This is a genomic window from Desulfitobacterium nosdiversum (genome assembly GCF_049860565.1).
GTDB classification, from domain to species: domain Bacteria; phylum Bacillota; class Desulfitobacteriia; order Desulfitobacteriales; family Desulfitobacteriaceae; genus Desulfitobacterium_A; species Desulfitobacterium_A nosdiversum.
The window spans coordinates 133,009-158,361 of the sequence record NZ_CP172056.1 but is presented as its reverse complement, the minus strand read 5'-3'; the positions used below and the strand labels follow the sequence as shown (position 1 = coordinate 158,361).

Annotated in this window: 24 protein-coding genes; 15 read left to right on the top strand and 9 right to left on the bottom strand. The window is 38.1% G+C overall.

The window, feature by feature from the left end; all coding sequences use genetic code 11:
* Window positions 1–55 precede the first annotated feature (55 nt).
* A complete protein-coding gene (locus ACHOLT_RS00810; RefSeq protein WP_425805108.1) occupies window positions 56–1,531 on the top strand; it encodes a long-chain-fatty-acid--CoA ligase in 1,476 nt (491 codons plus the stop codon).
* Between the two features lie 257 nt (window positions 1,532–1,788).
* On the opposite strand, the gene ACHOLT_RS00805 is transcribed toward ACHOLT_RS00810, so the two are convergent.
* A complete protein-coding gene (locus ACHOLT_RS00805; protein WP_425805106.1) occupies window positions 1,789–2,442 on the bottom strand; it encodes a GGDEF domain-containing protein in 654 nt (217 codons plus the stop codon).
* A 243-nt stretch (window positions 2,443–2,685) separates the two neighbouring features.
* Between ACHOLT_RS00805 and ACHOLT_RS00800 the strand changes: the two genes are divergently transcribed.
* The 4 genes from ACHOLT_RS00800 to ACHOLT_RS00785 all read left to right on the top strand — a co-directional run bounded on the left by ACHOLT_RS00800 (window position 2,686) and on the right by ACHOLT_RS00785 (window position 6,726).
* Window positions 2,686–3,039, top strand: a complete 354-nt coding sequence (locus tag ACHOLT_RS00800) for a metal-sensitive transcriptional regulator (RefSeq protein ID WP_425805103.1) — start codon at window positions 2,686–2,688, stop codon at window positions 3,037–3,039.
* Window positions 3,040–3,066: 27 nt separating this feature from the next.
* Window positions 3,067–5,514, top strand: coding sequence for a heavy metal translocating P-type ATPase (locus tag ACHOLT_RS00795; protein ID WP_425805100.1), 2,448 nt, complete (start codon window positions 3,067–3,069; stop codon window positions 5,512–5,514).
* Between the two features lie 97 nt (window positions 5,515–5,611).
* Entirely contained in the window at window positions 5,612–5,809 is a 198-nt protein-coding gene (locus ACHOLT_RS00790) for a CopZ family metallochaperone (protein WP_425805097.1), read from the top strand.
* A gap of 203 nt (window positions 5,810–6,012) precedes the next feature.
* Complete coding sequence (locus ACHOLT_RS00785) at window positions 6,013–6,726, top strand: cytochrome c biogenesis CcdA family protein (RefSeq protein WP_425805094.1); 714 nt, start codon at window positions 6,013–6,015, stop codon at window positions 6,724–6,726.
* Between the two features lie 81 nt (window positions 6,727–6,807).
* Here ACHOLT_RS00785 and ACHOLT_RS00780 read toward each other — a convergent pair whose 3' ends face one another.
* Together ACHOLT_RS00780 and ACHOLT_RS00775 are read right to left on the bottom strand one after the other, a co-directional pair.
* Window positions 6,808–9,513 (bottom strand): FAD-binding and (Fe-S)-binding domain-containing protein, encoded by a 2,706-nt coding sequence (locus tag ACHOLT_RS00780; RefSeq protein WP_425805091.1) that lies wholly within the window; start codon window positions 9,511–9,513, stop codon window positions 6,808–6,810.
* A gap of 325 nt (window positions 9,514–9,838) precedes the next feature.
* On the bottom strand, window positions 9,839–10,612 hold the full coding sequence (locus ACHOLT_RS00775) for a helix-turn-helix domain-containing protein (RefSeq protein WP_425805088.1): 774 nt from the start codon (window positions 10,610–10,612) through the stop codon (window positions 9,839–9,841).
* 425 nt (window positions 10,613–11,037) lie between these two features.
* Between ACHOLT_RS00775 and ACHOLT_RS00770 the strand changes: the two genes are divergently transcribed.
* From ACHOLT_RS00770 to lgt, 5 genes are all read left to right on the top strand, one after another.
* Window positions 11,038–11,313: an SHOCT domain-containing protein gene (locus tag ACHOLT_RS00770; protein ID WP_425805085.1), complete on the top strand. Its 276-nt coding sequence runs from the start codon at window positions 11,038–11,040 to the stop codon at window positions 11,311–11,313.
* 202 nt (window positions 11,314–11,515) lie between these two features.
* Window positions 11,516–11,959, top strand: coding sequence for a hypothetical protein (locus ACHOLT_RS00765; protein ID WP_425805083.1), 444 nt, complete (start codon window positions 11,516–11,518; stop codon window positions 11,957–11,959).
* A 13-nt stretch (window positions 11,960–11,972) separates the two neighbouring features.
* On the top strand, window positions 11,973–13,364 hold the full coding sequence (locus ACHOLT_RS00760; protein WP_425805080.1) for a 4Fe-4S binding protein: 1,392 nt from the start codon (window positions 11,973–11,975) through the stop codon (window positions 13,362–13,364).
* 73 nt (window positions 13,365–13,437) lie between these two features.
* Window positions 13,438–13,971, top strand: a complete 534-nt coding sequence (locus ACHOLT_RS00755; RefSeq protein WP_425805077.1) for a TlpA family protein disulfide reductase — start codon at window positions 13,438–13,440, stop codon at window positions 13,969–13,971.
* Window positions 13,972–14,180: 209 nt separating this feature from the next.
* The gene (gene lgt, locus ACHOLT_RS00750) at window positions 14,181–14,951 is read left to right on the top strand and encodes a prolipoprotein diacylglyceryl transferase (RefSeq protein ID WP_425805075.1); all 771 of its coding nucleotides are present in this window, start codon (window positions 14,181–14,183) and stop codon (window positions 14,949–14,951) included.
* A gap of 273 nt (window positions 14,952–15,224) precedes the next feature.
* Here the strand turns inward: lgt and ACHOLT_RS00745 are convergent, their stop codons facing one another.
* Window positions 15,225–15,611 carry a hypothetical protein gene (locus ACHOLT_RS00745; protein ID WP_425805073.1) on the bottom strand — a complete coding sequence of 129 codons (387 nt, stop codon included), beginning with the start codon at window positions 15,609–15,611 and terminating at the stop codon, window positions 15,225–15,227.
* A gap of 271 nt (window positions 15,612–15,882) precedes the next feature.
* Between ACHOLT_RS00745 and ACHOLT_RS00740 the strand changes: the two genes are divergently transcribed.
* The 4 genes from ACHOLT_RS00740 to ACHOLT_RS00725 all read left to right on the top strand — a co-directional run bounded on the left by ACHOLT_RS00740 (window position 15,883) and on the right by ACHOLT_RS00725 (window position 18,790).
* On the top strand, window positions 15,883–17,577 hold the full coding sequence (locus ACHOLT_RS00740) for a methyl-accepting chemotaxis protein (protein WP_425805070.1): 1,695 nt from the start codon (window positions 15,883–15,885) through the stop codon (window positions 17,575–17,577).
* A 196-nt stretch (window positions 17,578–17,773) separates the two neighbouring features.
* Window positions 17,774–17,929, top strand: coding sequence for a hypothetical protein (locus tag ACHOLT_RS00735; RefSeq protein ID WP_425805068.1), 156 nt, complete (start codon window positions 17,774–17,776; stop codon window positions 17,927–17,929).
* Between the two features lie 47 nt (window positions 17,930–17,976).
* Complete coding sequence (locus ACHOLT_RS00730) at window positions 17,977–18,108, top strand: hypothetical protein (protein ID WP_425805065.1); 132 nt, start codon at window positions 17,977–17,979, stop codon at window positions 18,106–18,108.
* Between the two features lie 37 nt (window positions 18,109–18,145).
* Window positions 18,146–18,790 carry a class I SAM-dependent methyltransferase gene (locus ACHOLT_RS00725; protein WP_425805063.1) on the top strand — a complete coding sequence of 215 codons (645 nt, stop codon included), beginning with the start codon at window positions 18,146–18,148 and terminating at the stop codon, window positions 18,788–18,790.
* 409 nt (window positions 18,791–19,199) lie between these two features.
* Here the strand turns inward: ACHOLT_RS00725 and ACHOLT_RS00720 are convergent, their stop codons facing one another.
* The 5 genes from ACHOLT_RS00720 to ygiD all read right to left on the bottom strand — a co-directional run bounded on the left by ACHOLT_RS00720 (window position 19,200) and on the right by ygiD (window position 23,707).
* Window positions 19,200–19,706, bottom strand: coding sequence for a hypothetical protein (locus ACHOLT_RS00720; protein ID WP_425805061.1), 507 nt, complete (start codon window positions 19,704–19,706; stop codon window positions 19,200–19,202).
* 238 nt (window positions 19,707–19,944) lie between these two features.
* Window positions 19,945–21,345, bottom strand: a complete 1,401-nt coding sequence (locus tag ACHOLT_RS00715; protein WP_425805059.1) for a sensor histidine kinase — start codon at window positions 21,343–21,345, stop codon at window positions 19,945–19,947.
* A complete protein-coding gene (locus ACHOLT_RS00710) occupies window positions 21,346–22,044 on the bottom strand; it encodes a response regulator (RefSeq protein WP_425805057.1) in 699 nt (232 codons plus the stop codon).
* A gap of 119 nt (window positions 22,045–22,163) precedes the next feature.
* Entirely contained in the window at window positions 22,164–22,703 is a 540-nt protein-coding gene (locus ACHOLT_RS00705; protein ID WP_425805054.1) for a DUF4304 domain-containing protein, read from the bottom strand.
* Window positions 22,704–22,939: 236 nt separating this feature from the next.
* A complete protein-coding gene (gene ygiD, locus ACHOLT_RS00700; protein WP_425805051.1) occupies window positions 22,940–23,707 on the bottom strand; it encodes a 4,5-DOPA dioxygenase extradiol in 768 nt (255 codons plus the stop codon).
* Window positions 23,708–23,968: 261 nt separating this feature from the next.
* On the opposite strand from ygiD, the gene ACHOLT_RS00695 reads away from it, so the two are divergent.
* Entirely contained in the window at window positions 23,969–25,324 is a 1,356-nt protein-coding gene (locus ACHOLT_RS00695; protein WP_425803741.1) for an IS4 family transposase, read from the top strand.
* The last annotated feature ends 29 nt before the right edge of the window (window positions 25,325–25,353 follow it).

Sequence of the window (25,353 nt, the reverse complement as noted above, 5' to 3'; positions counted from 1 at the left end):
TGTATAATATTTTTTGTGACTAAATTGTCGAAATTAAATATATTTGGGGGGCATTATGGTAGGGAACATTTATAAGAAAGAATATAATGCCGAATCTATCGCAATAAAATTTAAAAAAAATAAAATCACTTATGAACAGCTGGATAAAACAGTTAATCAATATTCAAGTTTATTATTGAATCTGGGAGTGAAAGCTGGAGAACGAGTACTTCTGAGTTGTCCGAATTCACCAGAATTTATTTATTCCTATTTGAGTGTGGTAAAAAATGCAGGAATTATTGTTCCAATTAATCTACAGCTCACAATAGACGAAATTACATACTTCATTAAAGATTCTAAAGCTAATTTTATGATTATTCATCCTGAAATTATTCAAAACTTAAAGTGTACCGGAGAATCTCTCCAAGAGCTTTTGGGCATCAAGGTTATTGTTCTGGATGAGGAGTTTCAGAGGACTATTTCTGAAATCTCGCCTGAATTATTTGATGATTTTTCGGATGAGAATGCAATATCCACATTTTTATATACTTCCGGTACGACAGGAAAGCAAAAGGCCGCAATGCTTACCCATAAAAATCTTGCTGCAAATGCTGAACAGTGCCGGATTGCATTTCAAGGAACTGTAAATGACAACTATATGTGCGTGCTTCCCATGTTCCATGTTTTTGGATTCACAACCTGCGTCCTGAACCCGTTGTGGAGCGGTGCAACAGTTACAATAATAGAAAAATTTCATCCTAAAGAAGTCATAGAGTCATTGTTACATGATGATGTTACTGTTTTTATGGGCGTTCCAACCATGTATGTAATATTGCTCGAGGCCTGTAAGAATAATTCTTTCCCTAAGCTTCGCTTAGCGGTTTCCGGGGGAGCAGCATTGCCTGTTGAAATACTTAGACAAGCTAAAGAGATTCTGAAGCTCCCTATTGTTGAAGGATACGGTTTGACCGAAGCATCCCCTGTAGTGAGCTTTAATCCTTTGGATGGGATAAAGAAAGAAGGGTCTATAGGACTGCCGGTTATTAATGTTGAGTGCAAGATTGTTGACGATAATGATATCGAATTAGCTGTTGGTGAAATCGGCGAACTTATAGTCAAGGGCAAAAATGTAATGTCGGGATACTTTAACAAGGAGAATGAAACAAAAGAGACATTAAAGAATGGGTGGCTGCATACCGGAGATCTGGCGAAGATGGATGAAGAAGGATATATTTTTATTGTAGACAGGAAAAAAGATTTGATCATAGCCGGAGGATTAAATGTATATCCAAGGGAAGTTGAGGAAGTTATATATCAATATCCGAAGGTGAAAGAGGCCGCGGTTGTTGGAATTGATGACAAATTGAGAGGCGAGCAGGTGAAGGCATTTATTGTTCTCAAAGACGGTGAAGAATGTACTTCCAAAGAAATATTTAGTTATCTGAAAGAACATCTTGCAGGTTATAAGATACCTCGTAAAATCGAATTTATTTCTGAGCTTCCCAAAAACAGTTCCGGTAAAATCTTAAAAAGAATGCTTAAAAATCAGTGATTAAAGAATTTAAAAGAAGAAATAGTAGATTAAAATCTCAATTATAAAAAAATACTTTGTTAGTAAAAGGAGCGTTTCAGAAATTCTGGAACGCTCCTTGTTAATTTTAATTGTAGATAATACTTTAAATAACTTTTTATAATTACTCCATCAAAGGGCTTCAACTTTAGAAATAGCTCATTTTCATTAATTAATATCGCCAACTAGTCCTTAGATTGAATGTGAGCGAGGTAATGACGATAGCTTTCTTATTGTGATCAATGACTATACACGGCTACTTGGTTCTTTCCTGATCTCTTTGCAGTAAGAAGTGCATTATCACTTAATTCGATAATCTCATTAATCTCTGTTCCATCCTCTGGGTAGCTTGAGATGCCAAGAGAGATTGTAATTGGAGGAAAAGGTGAATTATCGAGTTCGGTGATATTTAATCGTATTTTTTCAGCAATTTGAAAGGCATTCTTTTTATCGCAATTATTTAAAAGTACGACAATTTCTTCACCGCCATATCTATAAACCCTATCATTATTCCTAACAGTAGTTTTTATAGTCTGGCAAACGTTTTTTAATACAGTATCACCACATTGATGACCGAATTCATTATTGAATTTCCTAAAATTATCGATGTCAATGAAAATTATAGAATAATCACTATCTAAGGATACGTTTTGAATATCATTGTCAAAAGTTCTTCGATTAAAAAGACCTGTTAAATTATCAATTCGAAGATTCTTTTTTAATAAGGTATTGGATTTTTTGAGGTCACTATACTTTTTAAGGATAATAATAACTACAAAGTAGTTAATAAACCCGAAAACGATGCCCTGAATTATACAATGAGCAAGATTACTTGTAAATAGCGGCATAATATAATCATAAGTTATGCCATAAAAAATCCCAAGGATAATCATACTTATCAAAAGACAGGATTTCAGTGATAGCTTCATATAATCATTCCTTTTAATTACTTCGAAACTATTTTCGACAAATAATTTTGTTTTCCTTTGTTAAAGGAATTAAGGCAATAATAATAAAGCGACATCCAAAAATTTGCTTATAGAATTAACTTTTAAATATTAAATTGATAGGAAAGATATATATTATTGACATATAGTATAGGGGGGTATACTATACTGGTAAAGAGGTGATATTTTATGGATGAAATTCATAGTAGAAATGATAATCATCAATCCTGCCCTACATGTCTTCATCAGTTGGAATTAGGCCACGAACGGACAAGTCATCATAGTGAAAAAACGATTCGTGATTTAGTGAATCGTATGAATCGGATAGAAGGGCAAATCCGAGGCATTAAAGGAATGATTGAAAAACATGTCTACTGTGATGACATTCTTAATCAAATTGCTTCTGCGCAGTCTGCATTAAACGGAGTTTCAAAACTTTTGTTGGAAAAGCATATGAAGTCTTGCGTTCTTGAACAGATTCAAGAAGGAGACGAAAAAGTCATCGATGAATTGCTCAAAACTATTTCTAAAATAATGAAATAAATTGGTGTATGAAATGAGGGAAGTTTTATGGCTGATAAATTATTGACAATACAAGGAATGACCTGTGCATCTTGCGCTAAGGCTGTCGAGAGAGCGACACGTAAACTCAATGGAGTTAGTGAAGCCAATGTTAATTTTGCAACGGAAAAACTCAATATAAACTTCGATGAAGCTAAAGTTTCAGTGGAAGATATTCAAGCGGCCGTAGAAAAAGCAGGCTATAAAGCCTTGACGGATGATGTCCATAAAACAATGAAAATCGAAGGAATGACCTGTGCATCTTGTGCACGGACGATTGAGAGGGTGACGCGGAAGCTTGAAGGGGTTACAGAAGCTAGTGTTAATTTAGCAACGGAAAAATTAACGATTAGCTATAAACCTTCTAAAGTCAAAGTTTTAGATATCAAGAAAGCTATCGAGAACGCAGGTTACAAAGCGATTGAAGAAGCAACGACAATCGATGAAGACCAAGAAAGAAAAGTTAATGAAATAAAATCATTGTGGCATAGGTTTATCTTTTCAGCGATATTTACTGTACCCCTCCTGTATATTGCCATGGGTCATGTAGCAGGACTTCCGCTCCCGGATCTGATTAACCCCATGATGAATGCGCCTGCCTTTGCCATAGTTCAATTGCTGCTTGTTTCACCTGTTATCCTTTTGGGACGGAAATTCTACAGCACTGGGTTTAAAGCTCTATTCAAAAGAAGTCCCAATATGGATTCTCTGATCGCTGTGGGGACTTCAGCAGCCATTCTTTACGGGATATTTGCTACGCTTCAGATTACTGCGGGTAATCATTCGTATGCCACCGACTTATATTTTGAGACAGCTGGAGTTATTCTTACCTTGATTACTTTGGGCAAGTATTTTGAAGCGGTTTCAAAAGGGAAATCTTCGGAGGCGATTAAGAAGCTTATGGGGCTTTCCCCAAAAACTGCGATTGTTGTTAGAAACGGAAAAGAAATTGAAATTACCCTTGAAGAAGTTGAAGTCGGGGATGTCATTATTGTTAAACCAGGTGAGAAGATGCCTGTTGACGGGGAAGTTGTCGAAGGGACAACGTCTGTAGATGAATCAATGCTCACAGGTGAAAGTATCCCCGTCGAAAAAAATGTGGGTGCCAAGATTATTGGAGCGAGTATCAATAAAAATGGAACCATAAAATACAAGGCAACTAAAGTGGGGAAAGACACGGTCCTTGCTCAAATTATCAAACTGGTAGAAGATGCCCAAGGTTCGAAAGCTCCTATTGCCAAACTTGCAGACGTTATTTCAGGATACTTTGTTCCGATTGTCATGGCTATTGCAGCATTATCTGGTTTAGTCTGGTTTTTCATAGGCGGTGAATCCTCAGTATTTGCCTTAACAATATTTATTTCAGTTCTCGTTATTGCTTGTCCCTGTGCGCTTGGTCTAGCAACACCAACAGCGATCATGGTGGGTACGGGTAAAGGCGCAGAAAACGGTGTTTTAATTAAAAGTGGTGTTGCCCTAGAGACAGCGCATCAAGTTAAAACCATTGTATTCGATAAAACAGGTACGATTACTGAAGGAAAGCCCAAAGTTACTGATGTCATTGTTACAAATGGGATAACACAAGATGAACTCTTACAATTAGCGGCATCAGCTGAAAAGGGATCTGAGCATCCACTCGGTGAAGCGATTGTTAAAGGTGCAGAAGAAAAAGCCTTGGAATTTAAAAAACTTGATTTCTTTAAAGCTATCCCAGGGCAAGGAATTCAGGTTAGAATCAATGGTAAAGAAATCCTGCTTGGCAACAGAAAACTGATGGTTGAAAGTAAGATATCCTTAGAGAGTTTGGAAGTAATGTCAGATAAGTTAGCAGGGGAAGGTAAAACTCCGATGTATATCGCTATGGACAACACGTTGGCGGGAATCATTGCTGTTGCTGATACCGTAAAAGAAAACAGTAAAAGAGCTATAGAAAAGCTTCATGAGATGGGTATCGAAGTAGCCATGATCACCGGGGACAACAAGAGAACTGCACAAGCCATTGCGAAACAGGTTGGCATTGATCGGATTTTAGCAGAAGTGTTACCCCAAGATAAGGCGAATGAAGTTAAAAAGCTTCAAGAAGAAGGCAAAAAAGTTGCTATGGTGGGCGATGGGATAAATGATGCTCCTGCTTTGGCTCAAGCGGATATCGGAATCGCCATCGGTTCGGGAACAGACGTCGCAATGGAATCGGCTGATATTGTTCTGATGCGAAGTGATTTGATGGATGTTCCTACAGCTATCCAGTTAAGCAAAAGTACAATAAGAAATATTAAAGAGAACTTATTCTGGGCGTTTGGTTATAATATTTTGGGAATCCCCGTAGCCATGGGAATCCTCTATATCTTTGGTGGGCCCTTATTAAATCCAATGATTGCAGGAGCAGCAATGAGCTTCAGTTCCGTATCTGTATTATTAAATGCTTTACGCTTAAAAAGATTTAAGCCCATCAGATGAGTTAACTTATAGAAGTCTTTTATATGCCAGATTTCTTCAAGTCAAATCTAATTAGCTTGGAGAGAGTATAGAAAGAGTTTTTTGGAGGTGAAAGAGAATGAGTCAAACGACTTTAAAAGTTGACGGAATGACCTGTAATCATTGCAAAATGCATGTTGACGAAGCACTACGTGGTGTAAACGGAGTAGAGGCTGTAAAAGTGGATCTTGCGAAAGGGGAAGCCGTAGTCTTAGGTGAGGCTAAACGTGAAGAATTAATTAAAGCCGTGGAAGAAGCGGGATACAGCGCAAAATAAATATTATCTTACTAGACCATTTAATAGATGGAACAGCGAAACTTCAGTTGGAGTTCTAAACTCTAACTGAAGTTTTTTTGTTTGGTGAGTTAAACTATGGACATTTATTTAATTGATTGTCAATCTGCTGTGGCGAAAAGAGTTATTTTAACTAAAATATGGACATAGGAATAATTTGACAATAGTCGTTAGGGGGGATTGAGTTGGATTCACTTATCCATACTTTGCATCTTGGATTACAAAATGGTTCATGGACTGTACTTTTGTCCATGTTTGCGACGGGGCTTCTTCTTTCCTTAAATCCCTGCATGGGTGCTATGGTTCCTTTAGTTTTGGTAGGCACACGTCGAACGGGGTATCTTAGAGCTCTACAGTTTATTGTTGGTTTCACGGGAACCTTGATGTTTATCGGGATTTTGGCTGCAGGAATAGGACGAATGCTTACCTTCCCAAATTGGTTTTGGACAGTTTTCCTTGCAGTGTTGTATTTTATTGCGGGGATAACCCTATTACAGGTTAGATTACCCATTAAATTCTCTGGGTTTTATGTTAATCAGAGAAAAAGGCCTCACTTTTATTTCAACCAGAACGAAGGGTTAAATTCAGGACTCTTAGGGATTTTTTTTGCGTTGGCTCCGTCACCATGCACAACGCCGGTTATCCTTATCATCAGTGGGGTAGCTGTTGCTAGTGGGAAGATTCTTATCCCATCCTTAGCACTTGGGTTATTTGGCCTTGGACATAGTCTTTTGCTTTCTTTAGCTTTTTTGGCTAATGTACGTCAGTTATTTAAGGGCAATAACTTTATCCATTATTTACAACCTGTCTTAGGGGTAGCTTTAATTTTTTTGGCTGGCTATTTGGTTTTTAGGCCAGATTTATTTGATCACGTATCCGTAATGGGGCACTTGCACTAAGGTAAGAGTAAGGCTGCCCGATAATAATTATTTCTGGCAGCCTTACTCTTATGTTGGATCCTGTTCCATTACTGTTTTAAGTTACTTGCTTACCTCAGCAGGAACAACAATGGGTGCAAGAACACTATCTTTAAGAAGCTCAACACATTGAGACATATATGCACCAATTTTTTCTGATGGATCTTTTGTGGGTATTCCTAATGAGCGGGCAACAAGTTCAGTTAAATCCATCTGCTGTAATTCAGTTCCCATTGCATGACAGGTTGAGTTGAATTGGGAACCACATCCTGCACAGTTTGTGACCAAATATTCTGCACCTGTTGCAACTGCTTCCTCAACTCTCTTCATACCACTATGGGCAACCGAGGGCAACGAGTCAAAGGCTGAAACTAAACCGCAGCATAGTCCCTGTTCTTTGATATGCTCCATCTCTCTGAGTTCAATTCCGGGAATGGCTTTAATGACATTTCGAGGTTCATCATAATGGCCAAACCAACGGCCAACATGACAAGAATCATGGTAAGAAACTGTGTGATTCAAGGGTTGCGTGAATTTGAGCTTGCCCTCCGCAATTAATTCACTGAGAAAAACAGTAATATGTTTGAAGCGAATATTGCATTCGATTCCCATTTCTAAAGCCATTTGCGGATAGTTCTCATTAAAGGTTGCATAACAACCAGGACAAGAAAAAATAATAGTTTCAACTCCTGCTTCGTTAAACATTTCCAGATTGCGTTTAACCAATGCCTGAAAATCTTTTTTATACCCTCCGAGTGAAAGGTAAAGACCGCAGCATCTTTCCTTATCACCAAAGTGAACAAAAGGTATATTCAGGTGATCAAGAATATGGGTCGCATTTTCAGCCATGTTATCCATGATTGTTCCTGCCCAACATCCGGACCAATAGGCTAGTTTACCTTTAGTTTGTGTCGGAACATCTAACCATTTGAGCCGTTCCTCTGCCGGGACGCCCCAGAAGTTACCCGTTGTTAGCACATTATTACGGATAATATCCAAGCCGGTATTCTGAAGCATATTTTTATTGAACTCATAGCGGAGATTCATCCAGTGGTGAGCATTATGAGCTCTGATCTGACAAATGGTATCGCATTTTTTGCACGTTGTACAGGGATATAAGGCTCTGCCAACTTCATTATCAAGGGGAAGCTTTCCTTTAATATATTGATTAAGAATAAAGTATTTCCCACGGGGAGAGTTACTTTCCCAAGGAACGGCATCAAAAACGGTACAAACATTCCGACAATAACCACACATTGCACAAGAGAACGTATCATCCGTAAGACTGTCATCGAGAGGTGAACTAAAGTTATCAGATTGCCACTTACTTAAAAGACGGCCGGCTAAACCGATCAACCCGCTTCCTGCATTGGCAACCTTCATTGCCGCTGACAGCATTTTGGTCGGAGATTGTTTATCCAGAGAAGGCGGAATAATTTTACCCGGATTTAATAGTCCGTCTGGATCAATGGACTGCTTGTAATTCCAGATGCTTTGAAGACGCTCTTGTCCGAAAAAGGCTTTAGCTCGGTCAGTAAAGTACATTCCCACAGAAAATACGCTGCCTCCCAGTTTTTCTCCTGCATCAATTACATCTAAGGCACACGCATAGGCCATCGGGAAGCCTAACTTTCTTTCATCAGCCAGCATAAATCCTAGAATAGAGATCTTATCATGGCCAATCATGGTTCCCTCTAGGGCAAATTCGCCTTTAAACTTCCGTTCAACTTCTCCGACAAATTGGGATACTTCTTTAATAGGGATAACAACTTCGCTTGCAACTAGAGTGGGGCCTAGTTTTTTAAACCGCATTGGATAAAACTTATCTGCCCATTCTTCGAGAGCTAATTTATCACGCATAATTTTCCCGTTATAGTTCGATACGAGTTTTCGAACTTGATTTTCGACAACAGAGCGCCGGGGTTTAGGGAAAACCATTGTGACTAAATACTCATCTTCTGGCAATACATAGTGTTCAAGAGCCTTTTGTTTTAACGAGGTAAAAGCAGGAGTTGAGATACTTACATTCCAAAGAGATACATTTTCGCTATTCAGAGCATTTAAAAAATCTGAAGCGCTAGACAAATATGGGAAGGAAGCTAAAATGACACTTTCTTCATCTTTTTCTCTTACTTTGACTGTTACTTCAACAATCATTCCCGTAATGCCGCAAAGACTATAGACCTTTTGCAGATCAGTTCCCTCAAATTTTTTAAGCTGTCCGTCCGGCATAACCAGGAGTACCGACTCAATATTATGAAGACAATTACCATATTCGTAACTTCCATATCCACTTCCGCCTTGGGCTACCCAACCTGCGACCGTTGAACTGTTTGAACTTGAAGGATAGGCCCGAAGAGTCAGACCGCGTTCACTTAATTCCTTTTCGAGATTATTCCAAATGACACTGGGTTCAACGGTAACGGTTTGATTAACGGTATCAATATTTTTAATTTTGTTCATGCGGACAAAATCAACGACGATGCCGCCTTTAGCGGGCACACTCCCTCCAAACCCTGCACTTCCGGCGCCGCGGGGAACAAGCGGGATTTTATCCTCTTGGGCTGCTTTAATTAGGGAAGATACTTCATCAACCGAGGTTGGTTGAACAACTCCATCAGGGGTACATTGAATCATTGAACGAATTTGTTCGGGCATTATTCCCATATCGTGGGAATATACAATACGTTCAACTTTATTAAAGCGGACCCGGTCTCCAAAAATGGTTTTAATTTTTTCCATTTGTTTCGTTGTTAAATTATTATTCATAACTTTCTCCCTTCCGTTTAACTTAAATTTTGACTTTGGAATAACCAGTCCTAAATAAATGGGTTGGTGCTCTTACCCTTATGAACACATTCACTACCTCCTTGGTTGATATTAAATACACAAATACTAAATATAGGTTTAAAAAAATAAGGCTTAAGGGAAGTTTTATTTAAGCTTTAACAAAACAATTAAACCATTGGTTCAAAAAAAATGTACCGTAGTTTAATATTTAATTGGTTCGACAAAGTATTTTATTTTCCTGCATGTCTTAAACTCAAAATTAAATATTTTTGTAATAAAAAAGAACTATCTTTAAGATAGTTCATTATCCGTTCAGCAAACTTCGGTTCCTTTTGAAGAATTGAATATAATTTAAGATGAATTTAAGATCTCCAGCTTCTAGATCCCGAACTGCTCTTAGAACGGCTTGTACACGGGGATCTCCAAGTAAACTTAAAACTTCAGAATTTAATGAGGAAAGAAGATTCTCAACATCTTCTTGTTCCAATAAGAAGTAACATACGGAAACACCAAGTGCCTTTGCAATATTTTCAAGTGTATCTAAAGAAGGTTCAGCCTGGTCGTTCTCAATTTGGCTAACCATCGCAGGTGATATTCCGGCCTTTTCTGACAAGAGCACTCCTGTCAATCCTTGTTTTTCTCGTTCATGACGTACTCGGGTTCCCACTGAAAATGAATCTGCCGATTTTTCAAGAAAATAGCGGACAGTAACACTAAGAGCTTCAGCCAATCGATCCAATGTTTCTAAGTCTGGTTCATCTGTCCCATTCTCATAAGCATTGATCTTATCAGCCGGGATTCCCGAGAGTTCGCTTAATTCTTCAATACTTAAGCTCCGTCCTCTCCGAATAAATTGGATTTTTTCTCCGTAAACCTTTTCAGATCCTATGCCGAATAAGTATGTTGGTGAAATATTTAAAACATTTGATAGCCGCCTTACCATTGCGATCGACGGCTTTTTTGCTTCACGTTCCACAGCGCTTAAAAATGAACTAGAAACCCCAAGCTGATTAGAAAGGTCTTGTAAGGTAAGCCCCCTCTGTTTGCGAAAATCCCGAATTGTTATTCCAATTCCCACTTGTTTTCTCCTCCTTAATCAACCCATTTAAGATTACTATAGCATATTTTTAGCGAGAGAACATTTATTAAGAACATTGGTTCAACAGAAGTCTTCAATCATTTTGCACAAAAAAGTTAATTTTATTGCAAGTGAAAATAAAAAGTATCCTTTGTTAGAGGGAGTTCATAAGAAATTCATAACCTTTTCATAAGAAGTTCAACTTTAAATTTTATAATCACATTGTAGTTAAAAAGAAGGTCGTTTCACGAAGCAGGTATCCAAGGAGGTGCCTAAAATGATGTTTATCCTTCTAGTTTTGCTGATTGTTGCTGCTTTATATTTATACCGGCATCACTATTAACTTACTTGAAAAGGTTAGGACATTAAAGCTAACATAAGTAGTTATCTACTTAAATTTTTAGAGAAGATGGAGGTATTTGAACATGATGGGTTGGGGTAACATGATGGGTGGATATGGTTTGGGTTATTACGGAGCCGGAAATTATTGGTGGATGGGTTTGATTGGAATGGCGCTTCAATTTGTTTTTTGGATCGCCATTATAGCCATTGTTTGGGGAGTAATTAAACGATTTGGTTTTAATAGTTTGGATAACCACTCTAACTCAGATAAAGCTTTAGCGATTTTGAGTGAACGATTTGCAAAAGGAGAGATTGATTCTGAAGAGTATAAGCACCGGAAAGAGAGCTTGTTACATTGATTAAAACTTTTTAAAGAAAACCATACTTAAGCGATTAGAGAGGAAGAGATCAGAAACCTAGAATTGATCTCTTCCTCTGCTTTTGCTGATATTTCTTATTAGATTCATAAGAAATTCATAACTTTTTCATAAGATAATCTATTTCTTTGTTTAACATAAATGATAGCTTATTCAAAAAAGCAATTTGGTTGGGAGGGTATCTATGAATAAGATCATGAGGAAGAGTTTTTTAGTTGGGGTACTGAGTTTAAGCCTAGTTATGAGTTTAGCGAGTATTTCACTAGCCACAGAGTCCAATATGAATGGGATGAATATGGGCGGTCATTCAGATACGCCGAATACTTCAACGCAGAGTGCTCCGCATGAAGCTGCGCCGGGGATGGATCAGAATATGTCAGGCATGAACATGGGAGGGCAAGCAACTACGCCACCAAGTACACCCCATGAAGCAACAAAGGGTATGGATCCTAATATGCCTGGGATGGAGAATAACAATCAGAGTAAAGATGAGCACGGGGAGACGGGTGAATCAGAAGGGGTTAACTGGCCAGTTGTTGGAAGCTTTTTGGGCACTGACGTTTTGATTCTTATTGTTGCAGGGGTCATGAAGTTCATAAGAAAATCTAAGCTTGAGATTCTAGGGTAAAGGAGGAAAGTCAATGTCGTTAGCTAAAATGCCAGATCAACATCCGCAAAGACCGGAAACCCCAAGAAAAAACCTTTTAGAAAACAAAGCACTTAAAGCGATACTGAAAAGTCGATGGTTTCCAGGGATTATTCAGATTCCGGTTCTTCTTGTTTTTACTTTAATCGTTTTTGAACTTGTGGCAGGGCCGAGTGCTGCTCATGATAACTTTGGTACAGCCGGAACCTGGGTTCTATGGTGGCCGATCATCCCTATTGCTTTCGTACTGCTTGGACGTTTCTGGTGCGCGATCTGTCCTTTTGGGACAGTCAGTGACTGGGTTCAAAAGTTTGTGGGCAATAATCGTCCGGTCCCTAAATTTCTAAGAAAATACGGAATTTGGATTATTGATCTTACATTTATCTTAATTACATGGTCTGATCATACGTTTGGAGTTGTTGAAAATCCTAGAGGCTCAGGCTTTTTGCTTTTATTGATTACAACCGGGGTTATCGCAAGCGGGGCTTTTTTTGAACGCCGAATCTGGTGCCGTTATCTTTGCTTCCTCGGCGGGCTTTCAGGCAACTATTCCCGTTCAGGGGCTTTAGAATTGCATGCTACTCCTGAAAAGTGTGCGAAATGTACGACACAATCATGTTATAAAGGAAATGGCAAACAAGCGGGATGCCCAATGTTTGTATTTCCGCGAACGATGGACAGCATGGCAAGTTGTAACCTATGCACAAACTGCATTAAAGCATGTCCTAATGATTCGATTCAATTATCGCCCCGTATTCCAACTCAAGGATTATGGTTTATTCGAAAACCAAAATTCGAAGAATCCTTCTTAGCCATTGTTATTATGGGAATTGTTTTTGTCCAGAACATTACCATGCTGCAAGTCTGGGAAGAGATCCTTAAGAAGCTTGAAAATTTCGTGGGAACGACAAATTACTTTGTTACGTTTACAATTACGTTTATTATTGCAATGGCCCTTCCGGTATTGGCCTTATTTGCAAGCAGCTACGCTTCAAAATTAGCGAATAAGAGAAGTACGATCGAGAATTTTGCCCGTTTTGGTTATGCCTTGATTCCGTTAGATTTAGCAGGGCATATTGCTCACAATCTCTTTCATTTATTGGCAGAAGGCAAATCAGTGATCTTTACCTTTATGGGGCTCTTTGGAATGCAAATGCATGAACAATCCACGGCTTTTGTCAGTGATTCAACTATTCAAATCCTGCAATTTGTGCTGATTGCTCTGGGTACGTTTGGATCTATTTATACTGCGTATAAGATTTCAAAGAATAACTTTAATGCCGAAGGAAAGACGTTAGGGAGCTTTATGCCCTTTGCTGTCCTGAGTTTAGTTCTTGCGGTAATTAACATTTATCTCTTTATGCTCCCAATGGCCATGCGGATGTAACCAATTTAATAGGGATTCATTTTAGCCCGGCGGCCTTTACAGTCGCCGGTCCTTTTCAAGTGAGGTGGAGTTCTTGGGTAAAATAAAATTACTCATAGTCATTGGAGCTATAGGGGTTATTTTGATAACAACGTTTGGTCTGAAGAAGACGACAACCGAATCCCAAGTTCCCAAGGTAGGTTATGATATGGGTCTAACTGCGCCGGACTTTACCTTGAAAACTTTGGAGGGGAAGACGGTTAAACTCAGTGATTATCGAGGAAAACCGGTTTATCTAAACTTTTGGACGAGCTGGTGTCCCGCTTGTAAGGATGAATTACCTGAAATAGAGAAGTTCTACGAGAAAAACAAGGGACGCATTGAAATTTTAACCATTAACATTACGTATAATGATCGATTAGCAGATATTAGGGCAATTTTAGCTAAAAATAGTGATCAATTTCCCGTGCTTCTCGATGAAGAGGAGAATCATTCTGTGACCGACTTATATGGAGTGTATGGAATTCCTGCGAGTTTTTTTATTGATAAAAACGGATTTATTCAGGATCACCATGTTGGAGGCATGACTTTAACCACCTTAGAAGAAGGAATGAAAAAGGCTCAATAAATGTTTAACGTTAAAGTTCTCAGTAGGCATATTTAATCTGTGGTTAAGAGAAAAGCAGCAGATCATTAGTTTTCTGCTGCTTTTACTTAATCTCTTTAAATTTCAAAGCATTAAATTCATAAGTTCTTCACAACTTTTTAATAGGTTATTCTAAAGTATCAGATAAACTAAAATCTAAGATTTAACAGTGACTAGAGAGGGGAATAAAGGTGGCACAATTTCTATTCACGATTAATGGTTTTTCGCTGCGTTCCTACGGAGTAATTGTTGCTTTAGCTATTGTTCTTGGAGCTGCGGTGGCATATGTGTTAGCCTCAGAAGAAAAAGAGTACCGCGATTATTTACTTGATCTTTTAGTGTATGCGGTTATTGGATCAATTATTGGAGCTCGTCTCTGGCAAGTGTTTTTCTATGAATGGGGTTATTATGCTGTTCACCCAATTGAAATTCTGAAAATATGGCATGGTGGACTCGCAGTTCAAGGTTCTTTAGTCGGAGCATTTCTTGTGGGTGGATTATATACTCATTTTAAGAAGATTGATTTCTGGCGTTTGGCAGATATAGCAGCACCGGGCCTGATTCTCGGACAGGGAATCGGCAGGATTGCTTGTTTCCTTAACGGAGATGCCTATGGAACTCCTACAAATTCAGGTTTTGGGCTGGTCTATCCTCTAGGAACGCCTGCTTACGATGTGTATGGTAATCAACCGTTATGGCCGGCTGAAATCTGGGAAGGACAATGGGATATTATCGTTTTTGTGATTATTCTAATCCTTTCACGTTGGCGGAAATGGACGAAAGGTACCCTTTTCCTAACGTATATCATCCTTTATTCTTTAGGAAGATTTGCTTTAGAATTTTTACGCGGGGATGTTACATCTCATTTTTTAAATTTAAGTTCAGGGCAGTGGGGAAGTATTGGGGGAATCGTCGTAGCGCTTCTGTGTCTTGGGGTTCTTCGCTTTAGAAGAAAAATCTAATCACTAGACTTTTATATGGTTATTCATTCCAATTTATTTTGCGTTATTGCTTAAGAAAAAGAGAGAGTGATAAATAGATGCTGTAATAGTATGATATTGCTACGGAATTCTTTAATGTTAGCTAAAATATATGATTCCGGATCTTCCTGATATTGAAAACATCCTGTCGTAGTTTCTATCCTACGGCAGGATGTTTTTTGATCAATCCCTATTTTCAAGATTCAGTACAAAATTAGTATACTTCTTTGTATTTTTAACTTTTGATATAGACAGTTAATATTGGTTTTTAAAACTGCCCATCATATTGTTAACCGTTGAACCTCCCATCATAGCGCCCTGACCATTGCGCATCGCCTGGAAGTTGCCATTCTTCATATATTGGGTCATTTGGTTAACGAGGTCTTCGCCCATGATAGATTTAATTTCAGGGGTATTCATTGCATTAACCATTTTAGAAACATCGCCAGTGGTCATTGCATCCTGCATTGCCGTGGAGTTATGAACATTTTGCATTGCGCCGGAAGTCATGAAGGATTGCATACCATTAATTCCTGCAGGGTTTTGATTCGTTGTGTCTGCCAAAGCTGGGATTGTAAATGCTCCAAGGGCTAAAACCACAGTTCCTAAAATAAGAGCTGCTTTTTTGTTTAACTTTTTCATAACTAATTCCTCCTTAAAATTTGGTTGTTTAAGTATTTGGTTTGTTTCGATGGTTTTATTATGGCATAGGCTTTTGAATTCACAATGAAATTGTTATGAAAAAGCTATGAAGATAACTTCAAATAGGAATTTATAATGAACGTTAAAAATTTTCACCGGAATTTGAGTTAAAACTTTCATAACTTTTTCATAGTTGAATGTTAAGATTAAGATAAAGGATAAGAGATTTTAAGGAAATTTATTAAATATTGAGAGGTTAGGGGGATATTTGATGTTTAATTCTATTCGAAAGAAACTTATTGCTGGATTTTCTATTATTTTAATCGTTATTATTTCAACCACTATATATAATCAGTACATATATAACGATGATAAAAATCATATTGCGGAAATAAAAGAAATAACTTTTCAAAGTTATGAATATTCAACGGAAATGAAAAACAATATAATTCAGGTTGGCCAGTATTTATCGGATGTAAGTGCATCTAAAAATACAACACATCTAAAAGAAGCTGAAGAACAATATACCTTTTATAAGAAAAATTCAGAAGGACTTGCTCGTTTAAATCCGGATTTAAAAGCTCAATTAGATGAATTAAATACTCAGATTGATAATCTATATAAATATGGATTAGAAATGGCGGATATGTACGTCAATGATAATCACGTAGGGGCTAACACTATGATGGTTGAGTTTGACAAAATGGCAGACAGCATCAATATAAAACTTGATGAGATCCAAACGAAGAGTAAAGCTTCAATGGATGATAGCCTCATGACGATCCAGATGCATATGGAAATGAACCAAAAAATATCTTTTGTTTTAGCCGTTGTAATGGTTATATTAGCACTCCTCATAGCAATTTTACTTGGGAATGGTATTACCAAACCCATTAATAATTTTCTTGAAATCTTTAAGGACCTTGAGAAGGGGCAGGGTGATTTGACAAGAAGAATTATTGTTAAGTCAAAGGACGAAATGGCCACGATGGCGCAATCTTTTAATAAATTTATGGACAGTATGGAAGATATGGTTCTAAATATCAAAAAGAACTCTGCTATAGTATCCCAAGGTTCTGTACAGTTAAGTGAAGGAAGTCGGCAAACTGCTGATGGGATAGCCATGATAAATGCCCATATGAGTAAGGCAGCAGAGGATAATCAACAAATAAGCACATCAATCAGCCAGATCACGGATGGTATTTTGCGGATTGCCCGAGAATCTCAGTCATCTGCAACCGATGCCCAACAGATTAGTATTGAAGTTGATAATATAAATAGGCTAGCCTTAGAAAGTGGAAAAGTTGCATCGGATACTCGGCTTGAAATGGAAAGGACTGAAGAAATCTCAACAAATACAATTCGTGTTGCTGAGAATCTTGGAAATAAAGCGGGTGAAATAGGTAACATTATTGATACGATAAAATCAATTACGGATCAAACTAACTTGCTTGCACTAAATGCGGCGATAGAGGCGGCAAGAGCAGGTGAGCATGGCAGAGGATTCGGTGTAGTTGCCGATGAAATACGAAAACTTGCAGAAAGTAATAATCAGTCAGCACGAACGATTGAAGATATGGTTATTAAAATTCAGGAGATGATCCAGGAGACAATACTTGCAACCACAGGTGTTGGTCAAAACATAATAACAAGCAGCAAAATGGTTCAAAACGTATATTCACAGCTTCAATCCATTATTGAAGGTGTGAGTAATATAAATGAAAGGGTTAAGGATATAGCAGAAATTACAGAGGGGCAAAGTGCTTCAACTGAAGAACTTTCAGCAACGATGGAAGCAATTAATCACAGTAACACAGCTATAATTGCAGCTATGCAGGAAGTAGCAGCAAGTATATCTACACAAAGTGATACTATAACCGGTTTAAGTACAACTGCTTCCGACCTCAATGGATCAGCAGAACAGTTAAGTGGGCTAATCACTAAATTTAAACTTAGAGAGGATTAAGCTAAAATAAAAAAATAATCAGGGGGTAAACGCAATTATGAGTTCGTTTACCCCCTGATTATTTTTTATAATTCGAAAAGACTGTTTGTATATTCATAAGTTATTCACTTAAAATTCAAGAGTCATTCAAAACTGCTTGCTATACTAATTTCAGGATCAGGTTAGCGAATTAACTATTTAGATAGGGGGATTAATTATGTGGGAGTTTATCAGTCAAAACTGGTGGATTTTTGTATTCGTTGGTATGATGTTTTTTACGCATCGTTCAGGGGGAGTAGGCTGTTGCGGTGGAGGTCATAAAGAGGAACAAGAACAGTCTGTACGTGCGAAGAATCCTGAGGATAAGGCTTAGATTGAAGAACATTTTTAAAGCTTAGTTTTTAAAAGGAGATAAATAGCATGACATTAAAAATACTTTCCGCTTTTACGGATTTGGCAAAAGTTCTTGGAATTTTGGAAGAAATAGATTCCCATCAAACTGTAAAGATTGACAAATCAAGTAATGACAGGCAAGAAAATAGACGCAAATAAAAAATTGAGTGTAAATATTCGGTGAAAGGATTCAATTATGAGTAAAGGACGAAAGAATTACATACCAGCGCTTAGGTTTGATTGCTTAAGTCCATTGTTCGATCCATTTTTACAGCTGACTATGCCAGAAAATACGTTTAAGCGTCGCTTAGTTGAACAAGCGAATGTAAAAAGGAATAACTATGTTCTCGATCTCGGTTGCGGTACCGGTACACTTACTATATTAATTAAGAAAACTTATCCAGAAGCCAAAGTGTTTGGATTAGATGCAGATGAAAAAATCCTAAAAAATGCAGAAACAAAAATTAAAAAGACTGGGTTAAATATTACCTTAGATAAAGGGATGGCTTTTGAATTACCCTACCTCGACAACTCCTTTGACTTTGTTCTATCGAGTTTAGTGTTTCACCATTTAACCCACGATAACAAAGTTCTGGCCTTAAAAGAGGTTTATCGGGTTTTGCGACCTGGCGGAGAGTTACATATAGCTGACTTCGGAAAACCTAGTAATACGCTTATGTATTTGATTTCACTAATAATGAGGAATTTTGAAGAAGCAAAGGATAACTACCAAGGTCTATTGCCTTGTATGACAAAAGGTGCTGGTTTTAATCAAGTACAAATAACGGCTCAATACTCAACCTTATTTGGTACATTAAGTTTATATAAAGGGTGCAAGTGAGTTTAGGAAGTCGGCCTCAACCAAGGTTCTATTAAAGTAACAACTGGGATACTCCGTCTAGGCATTTTCGAGACGTAAAACTTTCCAGAATACTAAGGATATTCCCCAGGTCAATACGAAAAGCATAATTAGAATGTACCCCATATTACTGAAATCTAGGCTTTGCACCCATTGCAAGAAACAGCCACCGCTGTTTCGTAACGAATCCACTTTGAGCTACTCTTAAAGATTTTTCCGTTTATAACACTCATAAAAATCCTACTCAATCCTTTTCCAACTGTTATAGAAGCACTGGATACTTTATTAATAAAACCACGGAGGTTTACAAATTGGCTACTTGCCTATTTGTAAACCTCCGTGGCCTACTTTTATCTATTCATTTTCCCTTTACAGCCGATGGTTTGGAGCTTTACATTCCCTTCATGCCGTTCATATCTTTAGAGTTTGCTTTGCTATACCAATCCTTATCGAGTGAATTAATTTTATCTACTAGATCTTTATCGTCTTTTCCAATGATAAGAATGCGATGGCTTGAACCCATCATCATATCAGTAATTCCGGCTTTTTGAAAATTTGCGTTTGGGAAGATTTGGGACATTTTTGAATCCAAAGGTGTATTCATAGAATAAAGTTCAATTACCATCGAACTTTTATCAAGATTTAATTTCTTTTCGTCAAGAATTACTGATTCTTTAGCACTAATGATATTACTCCCAGAAAGGTTGAACTTCTTCATAAAGGTATCAGTTGGTTGTTGAGCCCCCATAATTACCGTTGAATAAGAGTTTTGGGAAGACTGACTTTGTGAAGCGGAAGGCTGTGTACTTGTGGAAGAGGTCGTAGTGCTTCCACAACCAACTAAGATTAAAGAAGATAGTAAGGCTGTGGTAACCATAATTAATAAAAATTTTTTCAAGAGAATGCTCCTTTCAAAATTTAAAAATATATTATACGGGTAACTTTATTGTTAAAAGTATAAAAGGCAATTAAGACTTTCTAATGATTTTCTTATGAATTTCTTATGAATTTTATAGTCTAAATAATAAGAGCTTGCGTGTTTAGCGAAAGGCTTTTTAGTTGGGATATTTCACACATTTAAAGAGACATCTATAAGTTCAAACGGAACTTGTAGATGCCTCCTTCATCCTCCTTAATCATTTGCCATTTTCCTGTGGGAAAGTTAGCTTAAAAGTAGTACCTACTCCAACAGTACTTTCGACCGATATTTGGCCGTGATGCACTAAGACAATTTGACGGACGAGAGCTAAACCTATACCACTACCGCCGCTTTCACGAGCTCTTGATTTGTCTGTACGGTAAAAACGTTCAAAGATAAAGGGTAAATCATTTTCTGGGATCCCGATGCCTGAATCCTTGATAAAGATAGCAATATTATTAGGTTCGTGCTTCAAAATAATGCGAATCGTTCCACCATATTCCGTGTATTTATAAGCATTCTGGATTAAGTTAAAGAATAGTCTGGTTAAGAGTCGCTCATCACCGGATATATTAAAGGGTTGTGATAACGGAATCCATTGCAAGTCAAGCTCTTTTTCCTTGATGAGCGGATGCAAGATGTTTATAACCTTATCTATAATATGGTCTAAGTTAACCGGAAGGGGTTTTATTTTTAGAGCTCCAATCTCAGCAATATTTAAATCCTTTAAGTCACTTGAAAGATCAACAAGCCGGTTAATTTCTTCGTTGATTATAGAGAGGTTCTCAAAATTTGCGGGAAGGACTCCATCTTGAAATGCCTCAATGTAACTCCGAATGGAAGTCAATGGTGTGCGTAATTCATGGGCGACATCGGCAGTGAACTGTTTGCGTAATTCTTCTTGGCGCTTAAGATTATCCGCCATGGTGTTAAAGGCTTCAGCTAATTGTCCCACCTCGTCCTTGGCTGTTAAAGGAACACGTTCTTCTAAATGTCCTTGACCGATGTGAAAAGCTGCTTGAGTTAGCCTTCGAAGCGGAGCAAGCAAATGCTTATTCATAAGGAAGGTAAGCAGGATGCCAAAGAGTAAAGCTAGTGCGCTAGCGACTACGAGAGAAGAAAAGATGGAAGACATAAAGGAAGTATCTTCAGGATTAAGGACTCGTGCATTAGTTGGGTATCGCACCTTAGCCGTGGCTATCGTTTTTTGCTGTTTATCGGTAATGTTAATGCTTTTGGTTTGCCAATCTTGTACTGAATAAGGCATGTTCATCATACCCGACATGGTTGCATTCTCAACATTGGCTGCACCCATTCTTTCATGCATAGCATCCATCGAATTCTTCAGGGTAACAATAATATTTCCTTTGAGGTCTTGGAGCGTAACTTGAGTACCTAAAGGAAGTGATTCAGCGATGTTTTCTAAGGCGATTGTATCCCAAGAATTATTTTGATAGGCTGAACTTAAACGCTCTGGAATCGGTGCAAGGGCAGCTTCAGTTGTTTTCGTTAAGTAATGCGTAAATTCTTTCTTAAAAACATAATGAACGGAAACCATGCTTAAACCAAGGGTAAGAAGTACAATAGCCAGAGTTGATAATAAAAGTTTTCTGCCCATTTACGCCTCCGCTTCAGAATTAAATTTATAGCCTATTCCATAAACAGTTACAATAATTTTGGGATCCGATGGGACTCTCTCTATTTTTTGCCGCATTTTCTTAATATGAGCGTCAATGACTCGGTCATCACCTTGGAAATCATAACCCTGAACCAAGCCTATAAGCTGAGCCCGTGAAAAAACACGTCCCGGCTGCCTGGCCATAACAGAAAGAAGTTTATATTCCATGGGGGTTAACGGAATTATTTCACCGTTATATCTTACTTCATGCTGAATATTGTTAATTGAGAGGTTGTTATCAAAGGTTGTTATGTCGGCAACAGGACCGAGACCAAGATCTGTATTGGAACGTCGCAAGACAGCTCTTACACGCGCAACGACTTCTCTTGGACTAAAGGGTTTAGAGATATAATCGTCTGCTCCCATTTGCAGTCCGGAAATCCGATCTTCTTCTTCGATCTTTGCGGTTAGCATGATGATAGGAGTGGCAGAAATCTTGCGTATTTCTTGGCATACTTGCTCACCGGAGAGTCCAGGCAGCATTAAATCAAGCAACACTAAATCGTACTGATTTTCTTTAAACAACGTTAGGGCTATCGAGCCGTTTAAGGCAGTCGTTACTTGATATCCTTCTTGTTGTAGATAAGCTTTGAGAACAGTGAGTATATTTTTTTCGTCATCAACTAATAAAACTTTCATTTTGCTCATCTCCTGAACAAATTAATTCAATTACTGTTTAATTTTAATCTAACCTAGATATAAGCATAAGTTATGAAAAACTTGTGAATAACCTGTGAAGATCGTTTTTCAATTTAGCACTATTCGTAAAACATATTAAATGTAAGCCGTTGTATATCCCAAAATAACGTATTATAGGCCGGAACGTGATGATGCCACCATTTTTCTGCATTTAGCCACCAAGGATCAGCTTCCAGCTCTATAAGCCTTATAATATCATCGGTAATCTTCTTATATTTTATGGGTGTATCTTCGTACATTGACCAATAAGAAAACTCATCTTTCCGTTTTAATTCATAAATACTTGGCTCAAATTTAAACCAATGTGCATAATCTCCATCTTTTGTACCAAGCAGAAACCTTCCGGGGCAATGGTTAGCTGTAATTAAATCTCCCGGTATTTTTTTGCCGTTACTAAAGGGGATACCATCCTTCGGGCAGTTTGCAATAGGAACGCAAAATGCTTGATCAAATAAACTAAATTGTAATGAAATAATATCTATTTGATCGTCTGTGTATCGCCGGTAATTGGGAAAGGCTCCTTTAAAACCTCTTTCGATTAAAGAAGGAACCACCCAGTCGATAAAGGCATTCTTCATCCTCATTCTGGCAACTGACATAAGATTACCTCCACCTGTTCTAGTATTAAAACTATTACAGCTCCGTTATTGGAATTGTGATGTCATAGTGTGATGTCTCACGTTATCATCACCTTCTAAGTAGTATATTGGCTTTCACGAGCGGTAAGAATTAAAAACAAAAAAACTTATTTACCTTTCCTAGGCAAAGGAGAGTAAGTCTGATACAAAAAAAGTAAGCGAGGCTGATTCAAGCCACGCTTACTTTTTAGTTTATCTTACTTAAACATATAGCAGGTCATAGATAAAGCGCCCATTGTACAGGATTCGTTATAAATTTTGATTTCATCCTCTTTTGTTGAAGCACCTAGGATATAGAGCAAAGGGAAAAAATGGTCAGGACTCGAAAAGGCTAATTCTGCTGATCTTCCGGCTTTCTTATAATCCATAACACCGGAAAAATCTCTTTGGAGAATTCTTTCTTTTATATACTGGTCAAAGTTAATTGCCCAATCATACCCGTCTTCCATTGAAAAATCAACATAAGCAAGATTATGAACAACATTACCGCTTGCAAGGATTAACACGCCTTTTTCACGTAACGCTGCAATTTCTTGTCCAATCCTAAAATGCGTTTCAGCACTGGCATTGTGGTCTACGCTTAATTGATATACCGGAATATCGGCTTTAGGATACATCACATGGAGTATGGACCACGTTCCATGGTCATAGCCCCAGCTATTATCAATCAAAACATCCTTGCTGATCATTTGCTTTGTTTCATGGGCTAATTCAGGCGATCCTGGTGAAGTATACTCAATTTCGTAAAGTTCTTTAGGAAAACCATACATGTCATAGGTCATTTTAGGTTGCCTATCATCCAAAATCCGGGTTCCCTCCGTAAACCAATGGCCTGAAATGGCAAGAATGGCTTTAGGTTTTGGAAGTTCTTCTCCGATCCTTTTCCATGTTCTCGAGTATTCATTATCTTCAATTGCATTCATCGGAGATCCATGTCCGAGAAAAATTATAGGCATTTTTTCCATAGAGAACACCTCTTCTTTTATTTTTATACTTAGTTACTAATCAAAAGTACTATACTAATTTAAACTTAATATCTAGTTATTGTCAAGATTAAAATTATTATTATTAACTCAACTTTCGCACCGCGAAATCATGCTGTAACCCAGGCCATAACTGGGTTGGAACAAAATAATATTGTACATTGACAGAAAAACACCTTTCGAATTGGTAAAATGGAAGTGACCAAACCACCATCAATCCAAAACAGAAAGGTGCGTACTTCAATGTTACAACACAACTCTCTGCCTGAACAGCATCAAAATCAACTTTCTTTCGTTTTTTCTACTCTCAAGATTGGTCAAATTTTGCGAAAAGCTGGAATCCGCAAGACTTATGGGATTTCGAGCCTTGCTGTATTCCAGATCATCTTTCAGTTAGTCTTCCAAGGTCGAAATCTCTTTCGACTGCTAGAAAGTAATCGGGGTGAGTCCCTTCCAGGTAAAGATGTTATCTATCGATTTCTCAATGAATCCAGCTATAACTGGAGGCGTTTCTATCAACTCTTGAGCCTCAAGGTTGTTGCGCGGTTTGAAAGCCTCACCTCCTCACATCGTATCCGCGTTTTTATCGTCGACGATTCTGTCATGTGCCGAGAACGCAGCAGAAAGGTTGAACTTTTAGCCCGTATTTATGATCATGTCTCAGGCCGCTTTATTCGCGGATATAACATGTTAACGCTGGGCTGGTCCGATGGCTATAGCTTTGCGCCCCTCGATTTTACCTTGATGAGTTCAGCCAAGGCCAAAAACCGTCTTTGTGAAATGCGGGAAGACTTGGACAAACGCACGACAGGCTACAAACGACGTGTGGAATCCATGAGCCACAAACCGGACGCTGTCGTACAAATGCTTGAACGCTCTCTAAAGGCTGGCTTCTCAGCGGATTACGTCCTCATGGATAGTTGGTTTACTCATGCACCACTGCTTCAAATGCTCATGGATAAGGGACTTCACGTCATTGGAATGGTCAAGGAACTCAAACAACGTTATATTCTTGAGGAACAGTCCTTAAGTTTGCGTGAGCTGTATGCCAAAGTCCCTAAAAACGCGAAAGCAGAAATTCTAGGTTCAGTTCGCGTTCAAACGCCTAATGGTTTACCCCTTAAAATTGTCTTCGTCCAGAATCGCAATAATCGGAGAGAATGGTTGGCTATTCTAACAACAGATCTGGCTTTAGATAATGCTGAAATCGTGAGGATTTACGGTATGCGTTGGAGTATTGAGACCTTTTTCAAAATGGCTAAGTCTCACTTGAAATTGGGCACTGAATTCCAAGGACGGTCCTTCGACATGATGATCAGCCATACAACCATTGTCTTTTCCCGTTATCTCATCCTAGAATGGGAACGACGAGAGAACAATGATGAACGCTCCCTTGGAGGATTATTCTATCTTTTCGCCGATGAAGTCATAGACTTAAACTTAAAAACGGCATTACGTCAGTTAATGGCCTTTGTTCTCGACCTTTTAACCAATAAATCAGAGAGCAAAGAATCTTTACTTAGTCAATTACAGAAATGGATGAGCGAATTGCCCAGTTATATCAAGGCTTTATTCGCACAACCGGGGTGCGAAAGTTGAGTTATTAAGATCTAAATTGACCTGGAATT

Coding starts and splice junctions, on each gene's coding strand:
- ACHOLT_RS00810 (WP_425805108.1), top strand. CDS start 56: ATGGTAGGGAACATTTATAAGAAAGAATATAATGCCGAATCTATCGCA.
- ACHOLT_RS00805 (WP_425805106.1), bottom strand. CDS start 2,442: ATGATTATCCTTGGGATTTTTTATGGCATAACTTATGATTATATTATG.
- ACHOLT_RS00800 (WP_425805103.1), top strand. CDS start 2,686: ATGGATGAAATTCATAGTAGAAATGATAATCATCAATCCTGCCCTACA.
- ACHOLT_RS00795 (WP_425805100.1), top strand. CDS start 3,067: ATGGCTGATAAATTATTGACAATACAAGGAATGACCTGTGCATCTTGC.
- ACHOLT_RS00790 (WP_425805097.1), top strand. CDS start 5,612: ATGAGTCAAACGACTTTAAAAGTTGACGGAATGACCTGTAATCATTGC.
- ACHOLT_RS00780 (WP_425805091.1), bottom strand. CDS start 9,513: ATGAATAATAATTTAACAACGAAACAAATGGAAAAAATTAAAACCATT.
- ACHOLT_RS00770 (WP_425805085.1), top strand. CDS start 11,038: ATGATGGGTTGGGGTAACATGATGGGTGGATATGGTTTGGGTTATTAC.
- ACHOLT_RS00765 (WP_425805083.1), top strand. CDS start 11,516: ATGAATAAGATCATGAGGAAGAGTTTTTTAGTTGGGGTACTGAGTTTA.
- ACHOLT_RS00760 (WP_425805080.1), top strand. CDS start 11,973: ATGTCGTTAGCTAAAATGCCAGATCAACATCCGCAAAGACCGGAAACC.
- ACHOLT_RS00745 (WP_425805073.1), bottom strand. CDS start 15,611: ATGAAAAAGTTAAACAAAAAAGCAGCTCTTATTTTAGGAACTGTGGTT.
- ACHOLT_RS00740 (WP_425805070.1), top strand. CDS start 15,883: ATGTTTAATTCTATTCGAAAGAAACTTATTGCTGGATTTTCTATTATT.
- ACHOLT_RS00735 (WP_425805068.1), top strand. CDS start 17,774: ATGTGGGAGTTTATCAGTCAAAACTGGTGGATTTTTGTATTCGTTGGT.
- ACHOLT_RS00730 (WP_425805065.1), top strand. CDS start 17,977: ATGACATTAAAAATACTTTCCGCTTTTACGGATTTGGCAAAAGTTCTT.
- ACHOLT_RS00725 (WP_425805063.1), top strand. CDS start 18,146: ATGAGTAAAGGACGAAAGAATTACATACCAGCGCTTAGGTTTGATTGC.
- ACHOLT_RS00715 (WP_425805059.1), bottom strand. CDS start 21,345: ATGGGCAGAAAACTTTTATTATCAACTCTGGCTATTGTACTTCTTACC.
- ACHOLT_RS00710 (WP_425805057.1), bottom strand. CDS start 22,044: ATGAAAGTTTTATTAGTTGATGACGAAAAAAATATACTCACTGTTCTC.
- ACHOLT_RS00705 (WP_425805054.1), bottom strand. CDS start 22,703: ATGTCAGTTGCCAGAATGAGGATGAAGAATGCCTTTATCGACTGGGTG.
- ygiD (WP_425805051.1), bottom strand. CDS start 23,707: ATGGAAAAAATGCCTATAATTTTTCTCGGACATGGATCTCCGATGAAT.
- ACHOLT_RS00695 (WP_425803741.1), top strand. CDS start 23,969: ATGTTACAACACAACTCTCTGCCTGAACAGCATCAAAATCAACTTTCT.